This is a genomic window from Corynebacterium sp. MSK204 (assembly GCF_030229885.1).
Lineage (GTDB): Bacteria > Actinomycetota > Actinomycetes > Mycobacteriales > Mycobacteriaceae > Corynebacterium.
This window is the reverse complement of record NZ_JASPGQ010000012.1, coordinates 52,265-68,950: the sequence shown is the minus strand read 5'-3', so window position 1 is coordinate 68,950 and position 16,686 is coordinate 52,265. Positions and strand designations below refer to the sequence as shown.

Below are 16,686 nucleotides of genomic sequence, written 5' to 3'. Positions count from 1 at the left end.
TTCCTTGCAATTAAAAGCCAGAGATAATCGTTTATCTACCGTAGTCCAAACCAGCCCCCTTAACACACTTGAGGGGTTGAACTAGTGCAATGATAGTCCCTATGTCGGAACAGATCGATTCCCCCCGCCCTGTCGAAGTCGCCATCATCGGCGCAGGACCCGCCGGAGCCGCTGCGGCCATCCACGCCGCCCGCGCTGGCTATGAGACTATCCTCATTGATTCAGCCACATTCCCCCGCGATAAAACCTGCGGCGATGGCCTCACCCCACGGGCAATGCACCAGCTAGACAAGCTTGGCATCACCATTAACGCCGTCTACCGCAACCGCGGGCTTAAGCTGCACGGCTACGGCGGGGACGTCACCGCCCCGTGGCCGCAGACCTATCCTTCCCAGGTGGGCACTGCCCTGCCGCGCTTTAGGCTCGATGCGCAGCTGGTAGAGGCTGCCACCGCCGCAGGTGCCACGCTTATATCCGGTACCCCCGCGAGCGCCCCGGTCATGGAGGGCAACCGGGTGACCTCGTTTCGCATCGGCGAGCAGATTATTCGGCCGAAATGGCTCATCGTGGCCGATGGCGTGCGTTCTACCTTTGGCAAGCAATTGGGCCGCACCTGGCACCGCGATGAGGTCTATGGCATCGCCGCGCGCTCCTATGCCGCCTCCCCTCAGGCAACCGAGCCGTGGATGCACTCGCACGTGGAATTAAAAGACGAAGACGATTCCGTCCAGCCCGGCTACGGCTGGATTTTCCCGTTGGGCGCAGAGCTTGGGCAGGTCAATATCGGCGTCGGTGCGCTATCGACCGCACAGCGGCCGGCCAAGATTAATACCAAAAAGTTGCTGGAGTTCTACGCCGCCCAGCAGCGCGCGGAGTGGGGCCTTGGGGACATCGAGCATGTCACCTCTGCCCTGCTGCCCATGGGCGGGGCGGTCTCTAATGTGGCGGGGGCCAATTGGATGCTCATTGGTGATGCCGCCGCGTGCGTCAACCCCTTAAACGGCGAGGGCATCGACTACGGCCTCGAGACCGCAGCGCTCGCGATGGGCATGCTCGGGCCGAAGGATTTCACCCTCGCGTGGCCGGCCACCCTGCGCGAGCACTATGGCGAATCCTTCCTGCTTGCGCGCACGGCCGCCCGCCTGTTGACCTACCCGCAATTCCTGCCCGTGGCGGGCCCATTAGCACTGCGCGGTCCGGTGGGCCGCTTGCTGATGCCCGCTGCCGCACGCCTCATGGGCAACCTCATCACGGAGGAAGACCGCGACCTTATCGCCCGCCTGTGGCGCACGGCGGGCCGCAGCATAGGGGCCGTCCGGCGCGATACGCCCCTGTGGGCCTCCACCGCGGCGGTCTAGGAGGGCTGTAAGGGGTTTACTTCAGGGCATCGGCAAGCGGCTTCGTTGCCGAGTGCAAGGCGACGATGCCCAGGGTGAGGTTTTGCCAGCCCGCGTCGGCCCAGCCATTGCGGTTGATGGCCGCCGCCAACTCCTCTTGTCCAGGCCAAGCGCGGATGGATTCCGCGAGGTAAATATAGGCATCCGGGTTGGAGGAGACCACGCGCGCAACCGGGGGCAGCAGGCGCATGAGGTATTCCTTGTACACGGTGCCGAATACCGGGACGATGGGGGTGGAAAATTCCGCCACCGCCAGGCGCCCGCCCGGCTTGGTCACGCGCGCCATTTCCCGCAGCCCCAGCTCGTAATCGTGGATATTGCGCAGGCCATAGGAGATGGTGACGGCGTCAAACGTATTATCCGCAAAGGGCAATTTCATGCCATCGCCGGCCACCTTGGGTACGTCGCGCTCGCGTCCGGCGGCGAGCATGCCGCGCGAAAAATCGCAGGCTACGCACCACGCGCCGGATTTGGACAGCTCTTCTGTGGATACCGCGGTTCCGGCCGCGAGGTCGAGGACCTTCTCCCCCGGCTGCAGGTTAAGGCGCTCGCGGGTGCGCTTGCGCCAGCGCTTGTCCTGTCCAAAGGACAAGACGGTATTGGTGAGGTCGTATTTTTCGCCGACGGCGTCAAACATGCGCGCGACGTCGAAGGGCTTTTTATCCAGATCTGCCTTAGACACAAATGCCTAGTCTAGGCTACGCGCGCCCCAAGGGCACGAGCCGCCCACCGCGGCAGCTCTGGGCGCTGCCCCAAAATGGTCAGCGGCACCCGGCGGGTATCTTCCAGCACCTCTTCGTAATAGCCCACCAGCTGCTCGCACAGCGCGGTCCACGTCTTCGAAGAAATGGAGGCGCGGGCATTATCCCGCAACTCCGCATGGATCTCTGGGTTTAAGAGCGCATCGACGGCATTGGGCAGGTCATCGACAAAGCTATCCACGTCTAAGAGCAGGCCGTTATAGCCTTCTTGGATAAGGTCCACGGGCCCGCCTGCCCGCGGGCCGATGGTGGGCACGCCAGAGGCTTGGGCCTCCTGGATGGACTGGCAGAAGGTTTCAAATTCGCCGGCGTGCACAAAGACATCGAGCGAGGCATAGGCCTGAGCCAGCTCCTCACCGCTGAGCGCGCCGGTGAACACGGCGTTGGGAAGCTGTGCCTCCAATAGCGGGCGCTCGGGGCCGTCACCGACGATGACCAGCTGAATATCCTCGCGGCCATTAAGCGCGGACAACCGGTGCACGCCCTTTTCCGCGGCCAAGCGGCCGACGAAGCCGACGATGTTTTTCTTTCCACTGCGGTCCCAGCTGCGGCGCAGGCTAGCCGAGCGCTTTTGGGGATGGAAAAGCTCGGTATTGACGCCGCGGCCCCAATGGCGCACGTGCTTGATGTGGTGTTTTTCCAAATCCCGGATGGTCAGCGAGGACGGCGCCAAGGTCATCTGGCAGGAGTTGTGGATCGTGCGCAGCCACTCCCACACAGCGTAAGCCAAGGCGGAGGCGTGGTACTTGGTGGCGAATCCTGCGACATCGGTTTGGTAGAGCGCCACTGCCGGAATGCGCTGTTGGCGGGCCGAAAATGCGCCCGCCGCACCCAGCACAAACGGGCTAGCTAGGTGGATGATATCGGGCTTGAACTTCCGCAGCGCATCATCCACGGCCGTGGTCGGCACGCCCACCGGCAACGAATCCACCAGCGGCACGCGCACGGTGGGCACGCGGTAAATGGGAAAGCCCAAGTAATCAGGGATTTCTTCTTGGCCCTCGCGGGCACCGGGGGCGATGACAATCGCATCGTGTCCGGTTTCTTGCAGGTGCTCCAAAACGCGCAGCACCGAGTTTGTCACGCCATTGACATTGGGGAGGAACGATTCAGCCACGATTGCAACTCGCATGCCACCATAATGACCTATTTTTCTTGGCCTTTGGTGAATCCAATGAAAAATCTGGGTAAATTATTTTTCAGCCCGATTTTCAGCGCGGCGGGTGGTCACGGTAATAAGCCGCCACAGCCCCACGGCGGCAAGCGTAGACACAACCGCCACGGATAGCGCCGGTATGACCGCCAAGGTCCACTCGCGGCCTTCTACCTTCACCAAATCCGGATTATCCTCGGCATACTGCACCCATACCTGCTGGCCCTCGCCCAAGTCCGTGGGATAGAGCAAGCCTTGCCGCGGAGAATGATAGATCCCGTCGCTATCTTGAAAATCCACGGTGGTGCGCAGCGCGCCGACGTCCTTGACCGTTGCCAAAGCCCGGCTAGGCTGCGCGGAAATGGCGCGGTCATTGAGGAGGGGGCCTACCACCAGGCCCACCGAGCCCACGATCAGCGCCACGTAGATGGCCAGCACGAGCTGGTGCAGCCGACGCCGAACAACCGCGGGCCTATAGCGCGGGGCCACTTACTGGCCCACCTTCTGCGTGAGCTTATCCTGCAGCGCCCGGCGCGTGGCACGGGTGGTCTGCGCCTCCACGATGGTGATGCCCGTGGAGTATTCCTTAAGCTCTGCCAGGGTATCCAGCAGCTCCTGCGGGGTGGTCACCAGACGGTAGTCTGCGTCATAAGCCTCTGCCAGCTTGTCGATGCCCACCCCATGCGGCGTTCCAAAGGCCGGCTCGAAGGCATCGCGAAGCGCGGGCGCGCCTTGTTCCAGGGTTTCAAAGATGCCGCCGCCATTGTCATTGGCCACCACGATGGTGAGGTTCTCTGGCCGCGGCTGGTCCTCCGGGATCAGCAGCCCGTTGGCATCGTGCAAAAAGGTCACATCCCCTACCAGGGCCATCACGCGTGGGGCGCGCCAATTAGTGGGATCCAGCGATTGCGTGGCCAGGGCCACGCCGATGGCTTGGGAGACGGTGCCATCGATGCCCGCCACCCCGCGCGGGGCGTAGGTATCCACGCCGTCAAAGGGCAGCCCGATGAGGGAGGCATCGCGCACCGGATTCGAGGCGCCGAGCACCACCGTGTCATTGACCGCGAGCGTATCGCCTACCGCCGCCGCTACGTGCAGGCCGGTGAACCCGAGTTCTTCATCCTCCAGGGTTGTGCGCACGGCCTCGCCGACCATGTCGGTCGCGCCTTGGCAGATCTTGAGCCACTCGCGGCTTGGCTCCCCGGTGGTCTTGACGGTGGTGCCAAGGCGCGCGTTATCCCCGCGCTGGTTGGTAAAGTCCGCCGTGCGCGAGAGCACCACCAGCTCGATATCCGGGTCATTCATCAGCGCGAGCACGCCGCGATGCAGCGTGGGATGGCCCACCACGATGACCTGCTCGACCTTGGTATTGACCACGTAGTCATTGGCGGAGACCTGCGCCTTGCGGAAAATATGCGCCGCGGCCGGGTGCACGGGGTGGAAGGGCCCCGGCGCGGAGGGCTCCGCGATGGTCGGCACGTCTTCTAGGCCCTCGACCTCCCAGGCCTCATCGCCGGCGATAACAAGGGTATTTTTGCTCAAGTCCACCGCGACCTCGCCGTGGTCATAAAACCGCGGGGTGGCCGCGCGGGTGCCATCGCCACCTACTCGCTCCGGCAGGCTATCTCCTACCAGGGGTGCGTCAAAGGCGATATTGATGTGTACCTGGAGGTCGCGCTCAAACCGCTCTGCAATGGCGGCGATATCCTCTTCCGCATTGACCTGGGTGGTATCCGCATAGACGCCGAAGATGCCATCTTGCACGATGGTTTGGGAGGCGCCGGTGCCGATCAACCGCTCCGGGCGGTCCGCGCTGATAATGGCCAGCGGGGTATGGGAATAGTGCGCCTCAACCACCGCGGGCAGCGTATTGGCCACGGCCGTGCCGGAGGTCATCACCACCCCGACGTGGCGGTGCTGCACGCGCGCCATTCCTAAGGCGGTAAACGCAGCGCCGCGCTCATCAATGCGCGTATGCACCCGGATATCCTCGCGCGCGAGGAGGGCGAGCGACAGCGGTGCGTTGCGGGATCCCGGGCACAGCACCACATCGGTAAGGTGGCGCGCCAATTGGGCGGCCACCTGTTCAGCCAGCTGCATCGATTCATTCATGCTGCCAGATTTTACCTACTGCGGCGCAGCGGCCGGCAATCGCGCCGCGCCGCCGCCTTGCCTATAGCCGGTACCGCTGGTTAGCCCTGCTGCTGGTTGCCGCCATTGCCAAAGAGATCCCGCAAAAGGCGTTCCACGTCGAGGTCATCGCCTTCTTCCAGGCGGTCCTGAATTTCCGGTGGCAGCTCGGTAGGAATATCTTCGGGGAGATCGTCTTGCAGATTCGGCAGATTGCGCAGGCGCTCAGAAATACCAGGGCCCGCATCCTCGGTCTCGGTCACTGTGGTGGGCACCTGCGTGGTGGTGGTTTCCGTCACCGGTTCTGGCGCGGGCTTATCGGCATCGCTCGCGGCATTGCGCCACAAGAAGAACAGGGCGCCCGCCGCCAGGATGGCAACGACGGCGATGGCGGCAAAGACCCCGGCCATCCCGCCGTTTTTCTTCTTTCCCCTGCCGCGCTGGTCCGGGTCATAGTCCGACGGCACCGGCTCATACTGCTGCTGGGCGTATTGTTGCTGGCCATACTGCCCACCGGGCTGCTGATAGTTTTGTTGGTAATTCTGCTGGTAATCGGCGTTCGCGTCGAATTGCCGCGTCTCATTCTGCGGCTGCTGCGCGCCCGGGAAATACTGCTGTGGGCGCTGGCTGCGGGCATTACCGCCCGCATTATCTGGGACGCGGCCTATCTGGCGCGTGGCATCCTCGGCCGGGCCAGACCACTGGCGGGTCTCGTCAGTGCCGCGCCCATCATCATGAGAGCCTTTTCGGCCATTGGAACCGTTTTCACCAAAGCCATTATTTGTCATGCCTACCAGATGTACATCATTTTCCTGTGAGATCCCAGGGAATCTCCCAGATGCCAGCGTTGGACCGAGGGGAGATGCTAGCTCTGCAGCTGGCGCGCCCGCAGCGCCCGTCCGGTCGCGGTATCTTCCGCGGCCAGCTGGCTTGGGGTGGCATCCGCGATGATCTGCCCGCCGTCCGCACCGGCGCCGGGGCCCATTTCAATGATGCGGTCCGCGCTCGCTAGAACGTTGAGATCGTGCTCGATGACGATCACGGTATGCCCGGCATCGACAAGCTTGTGCAGCTCCGCATTGAGCAGGGCAATATCGGCTGGGTGCAGGCCGGTGGTGGGCTCATCCAGCATGTAGACCGTGTGCCCGCGCCGCGAATTGCGGGAGCGCTGCAGTTCCGTGGCGAGCTTGATGCGCTGCGCCTCGCCGCCGGAAAGCTCCGGCGCACCCTGTCCCAAGCGGAGGTAGCCCAGGCCCACGGCCTGCAGCGTGGCGATGGCGCGGTGGATCTTTGGTTCCTCGGCAAAGAATTCGGCGGCCTCATCCACGGTGAGCTCCAGCACCTCTGCGATGCTGCGCCCATGCCAGGTCACCTCGAGGGTTTCATCGTTGAAGCGGGCACCGCCGCATTGTGGGCAGGTGGTATAGGAACCCGGCAAAAAGACCAGCTCTACCTCGATTTTTCCGGCGCCACCACAGGTGGGGCACTGGCCCTGCTTCACGTTGTAGGAAAAGCGCGAGACCGTCCACTTGCGCTCCTTGGCCTCCGGGGTGGAGGCAAAGAGCTTGCGCACGTTATCGAAAAGGCCGGTATAGGTGGCCAACGTGGAACGCGGGGTGCGGCCAATGGGCTTTTGGGAAATCTGCACCAGACGGGAGACCTTATCCAGGCCCTCTACCCCGGCAAGCGAGAACTCGTGGCCGCCCTCGTCCGCGTCGTCTTTATCCTCATCGGCCACGGCGGTGGCGGATTCCTTGAGGGTTTCTGCCAGCACGGTGCTCACCAGCGTCGACTTGCCCGAGCCCGAAACCCCGGCCACTGCGGTAAATTGCCCCAGGCCAAAGTCCACATCGAGCCCGTCGATACTGCGCGCCGAAATGCCACGGAGGCGGAGGTGGTTGGAGGGGGTGCGTGGGGCATCGGCAAGCGCGAGCTCACGCTGCGCCAACGCGCGGGCGGTAGGGGTATCGGCGTCGTAGTCCTCGACCGGACCGGAATAAACCACCTTGCCGCCGCCCTCGCCGGCGTAGGGGCCAACGTCCACGAGCCAATCCGCCTGGGCCACCAAATCCATATCGTGTTCAACCAGCAACACCGAATTGCCGGCGTCAATAAACCGGCGGCACATATCCAGCACCGCCCCGCGCTCATCGGGATGCAGGCCGGCAGACGGCTCATCGAGCACATACGCCACGCCAAAGAGCCCGGAACGCAGCTGGGCGGCGAGCCGAATGCGCTGCAATTCACCCGCCGAAAGGCTCTGGGTGGGCCGGTCCAGGCTCAGGTGCGCCAACCCCAGCTCCAGGGCGGAGGTCAGCGCCGGCAACACCTGCTTGAGCAGCAGATCCTCCGCGGAATTCTCCTCCGGTTCCTGCGCGCTGAGTACCTCATAGACCTGGTCCAGCGGCAGGGCGCCCAGCTTGTCGATGCTCATTCCCGCATACATCACCTTGAGCGCCCGCGGGTTCAACCGCCGGCCGTGGCAGGTATCGCACTCGCGGGATTCCATGAAGGACAACGTGCGCTTGCGCAGCGATTCCGATTGGGTCTCCTGCAGCGTCTTGGTGAGGTAACTGGCCACCGAGCGCCACGTGCCCTCATAATTGCGCTGGATCTGGTCCGCGCCGCGCAGGGGTTTTACGGTGACCACGGGGCGTTCTTCGGTAAATAGGATCCAGTCGCGGTCTTCCTGCGGCAAGTCTTGCCAGGGGGAATCCAGGTCATAGCCCAAGTTCATGAGGATATCGTGGAAATTTTTGCCCGCCCACGCACCGGGCCAGGCCTTAATGGCGCCTTCCTCAATGGACAAGGTGGGATCGGGCACCATCGATTGCTCGGTGGGCTCGTGCACCACGCCCGCGCCCTGGCACTGCGGACACATGCCCTCTGGGGTATTTGGTGAAAAGGCATCCGAGTAGAGGCCCTCAGGGTTATCCCCGGCGCGCGAGTACAACAGGCGCACGCTATTAGATAGCGCGGAAACCGTGCCCACCGTGGAGCGCGCCCCGCCGCCGGAGGTGGATTGCTGCAGCGCCACCGTGGGCGGCAAGCCCTCCACCTGGCTTACCTGTGGGTCCACCGCGGAGCTAATGAGCCGGCGCGCAAACGGCGCCACCGATTCCAGGTAGCGGCGCTGCCCTTCCCCGTGGATGGTGCCAAAGGCCAGAGAGGATTTTCCGGAACCGGAGACTCCCGTCACCGCCACGAGTTGGCCGCGCGGCATATCCACATCGACGTTGCGCAGGTTGTGTAAGTGGGCATCGCGAACCTTGATTGTCATGACCACAATCCTACCCGCGCACCAGCTCCCTAAGGCAACGCTTCGGCCCGCCACCCCCGCCGCGCATTGCCTACCGATCTGTCTACCACTCCGCCTGCCCAAGAATTAATTTCACGCCCGCTCAGGGTGTTCCGGCTGGCGAGCGCGCCCTGCAACCACCAAGCTGCCGCCGGTGCATATTTCGCCGCCTCTCTTGCTGATAGACTTCATTGTCTATTATGACGATTCCGCTTGGTCTATAAGCTAGAAGGTAGGGCTCCGCGTTGACCGATAACACTTCATCCATCGCGCTGATTGGACTTGGCCCCCGCGGCATTTCCGTCCTCGAGCGCCTCGTGGCACAACTCAATACCGTCTCCCACCCGCCAGAGAAACTAACGCTGCACCTTATCGATGATGCCCAGCACGGCGGCGGCAAGATTTGGGATATCAACCAGCCCAAATACCTGTGCATGAATACCTTCGCCCACGGTATGACGCTGTTTTCTGAGACCAACTCCACGGTGGAGGCCCCAGTGGTGGAAGGCCCCACCATCTACGAGTGGATCCGCCTGACGCTTGGCGATGCCCACGTGTCCCCCGGCGCCCGCGATTACGTCGCCGCCCACCCGCTCGATCCGCAGGTGCTTGGGGAATTCGGCCGCACAGAGCTAGAGAAGCTGCGCCCCGAATCCTATTTGCCGCGCGCGCTGTACGGCCACTACATCCTGTGGGTCTTCCGCTCCGTCTTGCAGGATGTGCCGGAGTGGGTTGAGGTCAAGCAACACCACGCCCGCGTGGTGGATATTGAATCCCGCGAGGGTGCAGATATTTTGCACCTTAATAACGACACCACCGTTGCGGCCGGCTCCACCTTGGCGGTCACCGGCTGGCAAAACCAGGGCTATACCGAAAACGAGCGGTGGATCTTAAAGACCTTGGAAGATAACCCCAGCCTGCGCTGGATCCGCGCTGATAACCCAATCGACCAGGGTGTTGACTCCATCAAGGACAACGAGAAGGTCCTCGTGCGCGGGCTTGGTATGGGCTTTTTCGATATCCTCATCCTCTCCACTGTGGGCCGCGGTGGTAAGTTCGTCGAGGATTCCTCCAAGCCTTGGGGCATGCGCTATGAGGCCACCGGCACCGAGCCCACCTTTGCAGCCGCATCCCGGCGCGGCTATCCCTTCCTGCCGCAATCCAATGAAGGCGCCCTCCCACCGGCCGCGGAGATCCCGCGGTTAAAGAAGGTCGTCGCCGAGCTATCCCACCGCACGGGCGCGCGCTCCATCAACTATGACACCGAGGTATGGCCTGCGGTCGCCCGCGATGCCTACCAGGCCTATATCGATACCCTCGCCCGCGTCGAGCCGGAAAGCCTGCGCGCCTCCCGCGAGGAGATCATCGCCGCCCTCGATGCCACCCCGGTAGATGCAGGCGTGGCCTATAACGGCCTGGCCCAGCTCGATGAGGTCATTGCGCGCCATACCACCAAGGATTTCAGCCTACTGCGCTGGATGCACCTGCTCACGGAGGATTTTTCCAACCAGCAGGAGCTCACCGAGCACATCGCGCAGAGCCTGTGCGAGGACCTGGCAGAATCCCAGAAGGGCCCGGATAGCCCGGTGCGCGCCGCTTTGTGGTCGGTCGGTTTCTCCCGCAAACCCACCCAGGTTCTGGGCGCTGAGGGCCGCTATACCCTGGAGTCGCGCCACCACATGTTCGATAAGGCCATCTCCTTGGGCCAGACCACGTGCTCCGGCCCGCCGCCCTTCCGCACGCAGCAATTGCTGGCGCTTGTCGATGCCGGCATTGTCAGCTTCGTCGGCGGCAACCCCGTCTTGGGAACGAATGCCGATGCCGGGGAATGGACCATCAGCTCCAGCGCGTCTGGTGGCAAGCGCATCCCGGGCACGACGCTTCTCGATGCCTGGGTGCACAAGCCCGATATCCGCCGCACCCCGCACGATTCCTTCATGCACTCCCTCGTGGAATCCGGGCGCGTGCGCGCCTTTACAGAAACCGCCAGCGATGGCATCGAGGTACCTACCGGCTCGCCCGCCGAAGACCCCGATACCCGCCAGGTCCACAACGCCGATGGCACCGTGGATGAGCGCCTGCACCTCGTAGGAATCCCCGCCCACGCCGAGTACCCGGATACTACCTTGGCCCCGCCGATTCCCGGCACCGATTCGTGGTTCATCCAGGAAGCCGATAAGGCCGCCGTGCACGCGGCCCAGGTAGCACTCGCGGGGCAAGCGTAGCTAGCAGCGAGGGGGCAGGCAACCGCCTGCCCATTACGCTGTTAGCAGTTCCGTTCGGAGGAGCCCAGGATTCATACTCCTAGCCCCATGCTGGGGCAGGTTATGTTTATCTGCGTTCGGACCTGACCCCCATTTGGTGGACACCTGATATCCAGCCCAGTCGGACTGGGAAGAAAGGTAATCTACCATCATGTCCAGGTATTCCGAACAGTTCAAACGCGATGCCGTGGCCCTCTATAAGGAACAATGAGGGCCTCTCGCTGAACTCAGCATTAGCCGAACTCGGCATCAACCGAGCTTCGCTGCATTCTTGGGTCAAAAAGTACGGCACCGGCAAACGTGCCCGCATAAAAGCCGTGCATGATAAAGCCCAAGCGGCGAATGATTCTGCGCGAATCCGCCAGCTAGAGAAAGAAAACGCAAAACTGCGCGAAGAACGCGATATCCTGCGTAAGGCCGCGAAATATTTTGCTTAAAGCAACTCACTGGTGATCCGCTTCCAGTTCGTCGATGACCACCGAATAAAGTACTCGCCTCACACGGATGTGCCACGTGTTAAAGCTCAATCGTTCCTCGTTCTATAAATGGGTCCACACCCGTAAAAAGCGCAGTTTAAAGATGCATTCCGACGGTCTTATTAGTGCAAGAATAAAGACCATCTTCGACGATGAGCACGGGCTTTACGGAGCTCAACGCATCGCCGCAAGCCTTAAAGCCGATGAGAGCTGTGGTCCGACGAATCACAAGAAAGTTGCACGAATCATGAAAACCATGGGACTTCAAGGCTTTACTAAACGGCGTCGATGCACCACCACTAGGCGCAAGCCTGGTCACCGCGTCATGCCAGATCTAGTAGGCCGCAAGTGCACGGACCTGACCCCCTGGTGGTGGACACGCTGAAACCAGCATGTCGCTGGGGAAGTGAGGTACCTTTCCACCATGCCACGCAAGACCTACACCGAGCGGTTCAAGCGTGACGTAGTCTCGTTGTACGAGTCGACTCCCGGAGCAACGATCAACGCGATCGCCTCCGATCTCGGGGTCAACCGCAACTCCCTGCGCACCTGGCTCGATGCCTTCGGCACACGCACCAAAACCAATGCCAACGGTGAGAAAGTCGCCAGCCTCATCGCCGCGTCGGACTCCGCCACCGCTGCCTCAGGACTGTCGGACGCCGAGCGCATCCGCGTACTGGAACGCGAAAACGCCAAACTCCGCGAGGAACGAGAAATCCTTCGTAAGGCGGCCAAGTATTTCGCGGAAGAGACGAACTGGTGAACCGCTTCCGGTTCGTTGACGACCATCGAGACCTCTACGAGGTCAAGCGGTTATGCCAGGTCCTGGAAATCAGCTGCCCCTGCCCGCCGGCAACACCTCGTCGATGACGCGGTGCTGGGAGCGCAGATCAAGACCACCTTCAACGCCGAGAACGGCTGCTACGGCGCGAAACGAGTGACTGCGGCGATCAACTCCGATCCCGTCAACGACCGGGGCAAGGGCGGCCGTCTCAATCACAAGCGCACCGCCCGGCTGATGCGGCAGATGGGCCTTTTTGGTTTCACCAGGAAACGCCGGGTGAAAACGACGACGTCGAGTAAACGGGCCCCGAGGTTTCCGGATCTGCTGCAACGCCGGTTCACTGCGGACAGGCCGAACGCGGTCTACGTCGGCGACATCACGTACCTGCCGATCGCGGACGGGTCGAATATGTACCTGGCCACGGTTATCGACTGCTATTCGCGGCAGTTGACGGGGTTTGCGATCGCTGATCACATGCGCACCGAGTTGGTTGAAGAAGCCCTGACGATGGCCCGGAAGGTTCGCGGGAGCCTAGACGGGGCGATCTTCCACTCGGATCACGGCAGTGTTTATGCCTCTGATCAGTACCGGAGACTATGCGTGCGCTTCGGTGTCACCCAGTCGATGGGCGCGATCGGGACGAGTGCGGACAACTCGTTGGCGGAGTCGTTCAACGCCTCGTTGAAGCGGGAAGTCCTGTAGGATGAGTCTGTTTTCACTAGTCAGTTGGCCTGCCGCCAGGATGTGTTTCGGTGGTGCACGCGGTACAACACCAAACGATTGCATTCATGGTGCGGTTACCGCTCACCGAACGCCTTCGAAGACGCCGGGTTAGCTACACTTACTATCGCATCGTGATTAAATCCCCGTGTCCACTTTCCGGGGTTCGGGCCCCCGTCGTGCGACCGCTGCAGCAGCGACCCCTGCGCCGATAACAGCAATTCGGGTCGTCATCACGCATCCTTTCCGGGGGCAACAGTAAACAGATCACCATGGGCGTCGAAAGACTCAAGAGATTGAAGATCGGTCTCAACAGCAGCACGGTCAGAAGAGCCAAGAAAAACCATGCCAAACGCACCAGTTGTTACGCGATTCGACTTATCGATATAAGTGCCGATCTTTGGTCGCCGCGAGATTCTCTGAACGGTCGGGCGAGTTTGGACAAGATCCCAGTGGCACTGTTGAAGCACACCGTTTGACTGCGGGGTAGGCATGAGCCAGGCGACACACCCGTCAAGATTTCCGGCGAGTACTTCCTGTTCGGCAGCTTGTAAACCATCCACTAGCATCGTGGCGAGAACACTGATCTGGCTGAAACCGCGAGTCGGGAGATAGACCTCGTCGGGTACTTCGGGGCCCATACAGCGACCGTTGTATTCAATAAGTACCCACTGCCCCTTAGACCACCTCAGTTCCACGTGGGAGGCTCCGAAGTTTACTTCCAGAGCGTCAAGGAGCGATAAGGTATATTCCACGGCACCGGAATAGTGGTTGTCCTCCGGTCCTACTGTGATAGCTGAATATATGTGGGGAGCTCCAGATTCCTCCGTAAGTCCGTATCGGAAAACTTCGGTCACAATATGACGCCCTTCGGCTGTCACCGTGTTCACAAAATATTGAGGTCCGTCTACGTACTCCTGAAGAACCACGGAGGGTGATTTTTCTCCTAGCAAAGTCGTAGAATTTTGAATGGTAGTAATCGCTTGAAGAGTCTCGGGTTCTGTTTTGCAGAAATAGACATGGTCACTGCCCCGCTTCCCACAGGCTTGACAACACAATCCTTGACCAGGGACGGGTCTAGATAAAGGCTGTCTTGTGCAGAAGCGGGGGATAGGGTAACAGACCTTGGGGCACGCAGTCCATATTGGTGAGCAACATCAATCATTCCTTGCTTATGGCGACGGTGGCAGATCTTCTCTCTACCGTTATGCGGTAGTCCTAACTCAGCTGAAACCCACTCAGCTATGGATACTCCTGATTCGCTTCCCGGCACAACAAGGTCAAATTTTTCTTGGCTACATTCCCGGAGTAGGGGGCCAGGGCCCATGGATCGGAAATGCTCCCGTCTTCGTTAGCTGAGATGGCATACGGCGGGTTAGCAGTAGCAACCTCTACGTCCCTTTTTGGCGCAGGGTTGCCACCAGATCGGCGCTACTTGAAGAATCATCAACTACTAATATTTTCTTTTTCCGTGTTCCCCACATTGCTTGGCTTATGGTTATTGCCACAATGAGCATCAACAAAGTTAACTGAATTGGTTCGACTTGAGAGCCCAATGCCACCTCGGTAGCCATCACCACGGCCGGAAGGGCCGCGATGATCAGTGCCGAGATGAAAGGCGACGCTAAGGTAATTCCCCACTGCAAGAGCAGGATAGGAAAAGTAATGCACATCACCGATAGCAGGACGATTGACAGGGTAGAGCCTCGAAGCATCTCCGCTTCCACGGAAAAGAAAGCCACGAGACCGCTAATAATCCAAGCTAAGTGAAACCTCACTGCTGCAATCGTGAGAACGCTGTTCCCTTGTTCAGTAGCCCAGCGCGAGGAGTAAAGCACTCCTACCGCAGAAATTCCTGCGCCTACAGCTAGAGCGAAACCCAGATAAGACTGGGGTGAACTGCTTCCCGTTCCTAGGAAGAAAAAACATAGAGCCAGAACCACTACTGCAGTTGTGGACACCAATGAACTGCTGAGCCTTCTGGCCGACCAAGTCATTATTACTGCGACAATAAAAGGGCCGACTCCTGTTTCGATGACACTTGCTGCAGTGGGCTGCATCAAAGTAGTGGAAACATAGAATAAGCAGAAAGCGCCCGCAGTAAACAGATTGAGGCTTGCTGCAGTTGTCATTTTCATGGGGGGATGCGGTGTTTCCGTAGCTCGGTATTTTCTACGATAAAACGCTAAATAGACCACTGTGGAGATAATCGCTGCGATAAGAAACGCTGAAAACGTAGTAAAAGTAGATAGCTCTGGGTCTACTTGGGCTCCGACTATCGCAGTGCCGATTCCTTGCCATAGGACAGCTAGGGCTACGATAACCGCCCCTACACCTGGTTTATTGGACTGGATCATAAAACCTTACCCTCAAAATCCGTAAAGTTAACTTAATAGGTGCTGTTGCAAAGTTGGGCGGAGAGCAGCGAAGACTCAGTTTCTCATTCCCTGATGGCCGCTGCGTGTGGGCGTTGTTAGGCCGTCTCGAAGACCCGGTTGACGATCACCGCGTCCGGGTTCGGTTGCCCGTAGGCCAACATCGTGCCTTGCCCTTTCCGCAATGAGTGCATCGCCTCCATCCCTTTCAACGTCCGATATGCAGATGTCCGGTTCTTAAACGCGCCTTTCGGCCCGAGGATCCGCTTCAGTCGACCATGGTCGCCTTCTAGGATGTTGTTGAGGTATTTCACCTGCCGGTGTGAAGTGCCCCGAGTTTTGTTCCTAGGCATTTGCCTTGATTTCTATTATTCCCTGTTGCGGGGTCTTCTTCCAAAATTCGGTTTCCACCTCGGCTGGGGTTGGTCTGGGCTGGATTAAATAGACCATGTGGTTTGATCGTGTCTTCCGTGACAGCCCTTTGTTGGGCAGGAAGACTGATAATCATGAAGAAGTTTTCAAAACACACTCCTGAGCAGATCGTGGCCAACTTGATAAAGCCCGATCCATGAAGGCCTCGGGTAGTACCGTAGCCGAAGTCTGCCGCGACCTCGGTGTTAGCGAGGCAACCTACCGTCGCTGGGTCAAGCAGTACGGCGAGATGTCCCGCAGCGAAGCCCGCCGCTTTAAAGAACTGCAGGAAGAAAACGCCAAGCTTACCCGCCTACTCGGAGAAGCCGAGTTGGAAAAAGCGCTACTGAAGGAGCTTGCGGAGGGAAAATTCTGACCCCGGCACCCAAATATGAAGCCATCTATGACGCTGTATCCGTGGGCTATTCGGTGCGCTTTGCCTGTCGCGTGGTCGGGGTATCTAGAGCGGCGTACTACAACGCCCGCACACGCCACCAGCAGCCCAGCGTGGATAAGTACGCTGCTCTACGCAGGTGGCTCGTCACTTTCGCTGGTGAGCACCGACGCTGGGGCTATCGCCGTGCTTGGGTGAAAGCCAGGCCAGCTGATTTTACCTGTGGCCGTGATGTGGTGTATTACCTGTGGCGCCAGGAGGGTTTGCGGGTCTTGCCTCGCAAAGCTGGTAAGCAACAGTGCTTGCCTGTGCCAACGCCGCGCACCCAGCCAGCGACATGTCCGGGGCACGTGTGGGCACTGGACTTCCAGTTCGATAGTAACTTTCAGGGCAAAGCCTTTTAAGATCTGCAACGTGATCGACGAGTTTACCCGTGAGCATGTTGGTTTCGAGGTCGCTCGGTCAATCACCGCTACTGCCGTGATTGACCTGCTGGAGAACGTGAGCTGCTGTGCGTGGCAGG

The 16,686-nt window shown here is 60.3% G+C and carries 16 protein-coding genes and 1 pseudogene; 8 read left to right on the top strand and 9 right to left on the bottom strand.

Annotation, left to right across the window (positions count from 1 at the left end):
* Positions 1–89: 89 nt before the first annotated feature.
* Positions 90–1,358: a geranylgeranyl reductase family protein gene (locus tag QP908_RS08670; protein WP_239270058.1), complete on the top strand. Its 1,269-nt coding sequence runs from the start codon at positions 90–92 to the stop codon at positions 1,356–1,358.
* A gap of 16 nt (positions 1,359–1,374) precedes the next feature.
* Here QP908_RS08670 and QP908_RS08665 read toward each other — a convergent pair whose 3' ends face one another.
* From QP908_RS08665 to QP908_RS08640, 6 genes are all read right to left on the bottom strand, one after another.
* Entirely contained in the window at positions 1,375–2,079 is a 705-nt protein-coding gene (locus QP908_RS08665) for a demethylmenaquinone methyltransferase (protein WP_239270057.1), read from the bottom strand.
* Between the two features lie 11 nt (positions 2,080–2,090).
* On the bottom strand, positions 2,091–3,290 hold the full coding sequence (locus QP908_RS08660) for a glycosyltransferase family 4 protein (protein WP_239270056.1): 1,200 nt from the start codon (positions 3,288–3,290) through the stop codon (positions 2,091–2,093).
* 60 nt (positions 3,291–3,350) lie between these two features.
* Positions 3,351–3,800, bottom strand: coding sequence for a DUF3592 domain-containing protein (locus QP908_RS08655; RefSeq protein WP_239275281.1), 450 nt, complete (start codon positions 3,798–3,800; stop codon positions 3,351–3,353).
* Complete coding sequence (gene menD / locus QP908_RS08650) at positions 3,801–5,423, bottom strand: 2-succinyl-5-enolpyruvyl-6-hydroxy-3-cyclohexene-1-carboxylic-acid synthase (RefSeq protein WP_239270144.1); 1,623 nt, start codon at positions 5,421–5,423, stop codon at positions 3,801–3,803.
* Positions 5,424–5,503: 80 nt separating this feature from the next.
* Positions 5,504–6,229: a hypothetical protein gene (locus tag QP908_RS08645; protein WP_239270143.1), complete on the bottom strand. Its 726-nt coding sequence runs from the start codon at positions 6,227–6,229 to the stop codon at positions 5,504–5,506.
* A 77-nt stretch (positions 6,230–6,306) separates the two neighbouring features.
* Positions 6,307–8,721, bottom strand: coding sequence for an excinuclease ABC subunit UvrA (locus QP908_RS08640; protein ID WP_239270142.1), 2,415 nt, complete (start codon positions 8,719–8,721; stop codon positions 6,307–6,309).
* A gap of 263 nt (positions 8,722–8,984) precedes the next feature.
* Between QP908_RS08640 and QP908_RS08635 the strand changes: the two genes are divergently transcribed.
* The 5 genes from QP908_RS08635 to QP908_RS08620 all read left to right on the top strand — a co-directional run bounded on the left by QP908_RS08635 (position 8,985) and on the right by QP908_RS08620 (position 12,965).
* Complete coding sequence (locus QP908_RS08635; RefSeq protein WP_239270141.1) at positions 8,985–10,964, top strand: FAD/NAD(P)-binding protein; 1,980 nt, start codon at positions 8,985–8,987, stop codon at positions 10,962–10,964.
* A gap of 221 nt (positions 10,965–11,185) precedes the next feature.
* Positions 11,186–11,440 (top strand): hypothetical protein, encoded by a 255-nt coding sequence (locus QP908_RS08630; protein WP_239270140.1) that lies wholly within the window; start codon positions 11,186–11,188, stop codon positions 11,438–11,440.
* Between the two features lie 67 nt (positions 11,441–11,507).
* Complete coding sequence (locus tag QP908_RS11835) at positions 11,508–11,864, top strand: IS3 family transposase (RefSeq protein ID WP_350338377.1); 357 nt, start codon at positions 11,508–11,510, stop codon at positions 11,862–11,864.
* Between the two features lie 21 nt (positions 11,865–11,885).
* Positions 11,886–12,242 carry a transposase gene (locus QP908_RS08625; RefSeq protein WP_284772088.1) on the top strand — a complete coding sequence of 119 codons (357 nt, stop codon included), beginning with the start codon at positions 11,886–11,888 and terminating at the stop codon, positions 12,240–12,242.
* A 15-nt stretch (positions 12,243–12,257) separates the two neighbouring features.
* Positions 12,258–12,965 carry an IS3 family transposase gene (locus tag QP908_RS08620; RefSeq protein WP_255722740.1) on the top strand — a complete coding sequence of 236 codons (708 nt, stop codon included), beginning with the start codon at positions 12,258–12,260 and terminating at the stop codon, positions 12,963–12,965.
* 251 nt (positions 12,966–13,216) lie between these two features.
* Here QP908_RS08620 and QP908_RS08615 read toward each other — a convergent pair whose 3' ends face one another.
* The 3 genes and pseudogenes from QP908_RS08615 to QP908_RS08605 form a co-directional block, all read right to left on the bottom strand.
* Complete coding sequence (locus QP908_RS08615) at positions 13,217–14,041, bottom strand: ATP-grasp domain-containing protein (RefSeq protein WP_239268778.1); 825 nt, start codon at positions 14,039–14,041, stop codon at positions 13,217–13,219.
* A gap of 333 nt (positions 14,042–14,374) precedes the next feature.
* On the bottom strand, positions 14,375–15,340 hold the full coding sequence (locus tag QP908_RS08610; RefSeq protein ID WP_239268780.1) for a DMT family transporter: 966 nt from the start codon (positions 15,338–15,340) through the stop codon (positions 14,375–14,377).
* A 116-nt stretch (positions 15,341–15,456) separates the two neighbouring features.
* A pseudogene (locus QP908_RS08605) lies at positions 15,457–15,681 on the bottom strand (DDE-type integrase/transposase/recombinase); the annotation flags it as partial.
* A gap of 245 nt (positions 15,682–15,926) precedes the next feature.
* On the opposite strand from QP908_RS08605, the gene QP908_RS08600 reads away from it, so the two are divergent.
* Both QP908_RS08600 and QP908_RS11830 read left to right on the top strand, forming a co-directional pair.
* A complete protein-coding gene (locus tag QP908_RS08600) occupies positions 15,927–16,145 on the top strand; it encodes a transposase (protein WP_239268782.1) in 219 nt (72 codons plus the stop codon).
* Between the two features lie 41 nt (positions 16,146–16,186).
* Positions 16,187–16,567 carry an IS3 family transposase gene (locus QP908_RS11830; RefSeq protein ID WP_350309413.1) on the top strand — a complete coding sequence of 127 codons (381 nt, stop codon included), beginning with the start codon at positions 16,187–16,189 and terminating at the stop codon, positions 16,565–16,567.
* Positions 16,568–16,686 lie beyond the last annotated feature (119 nt).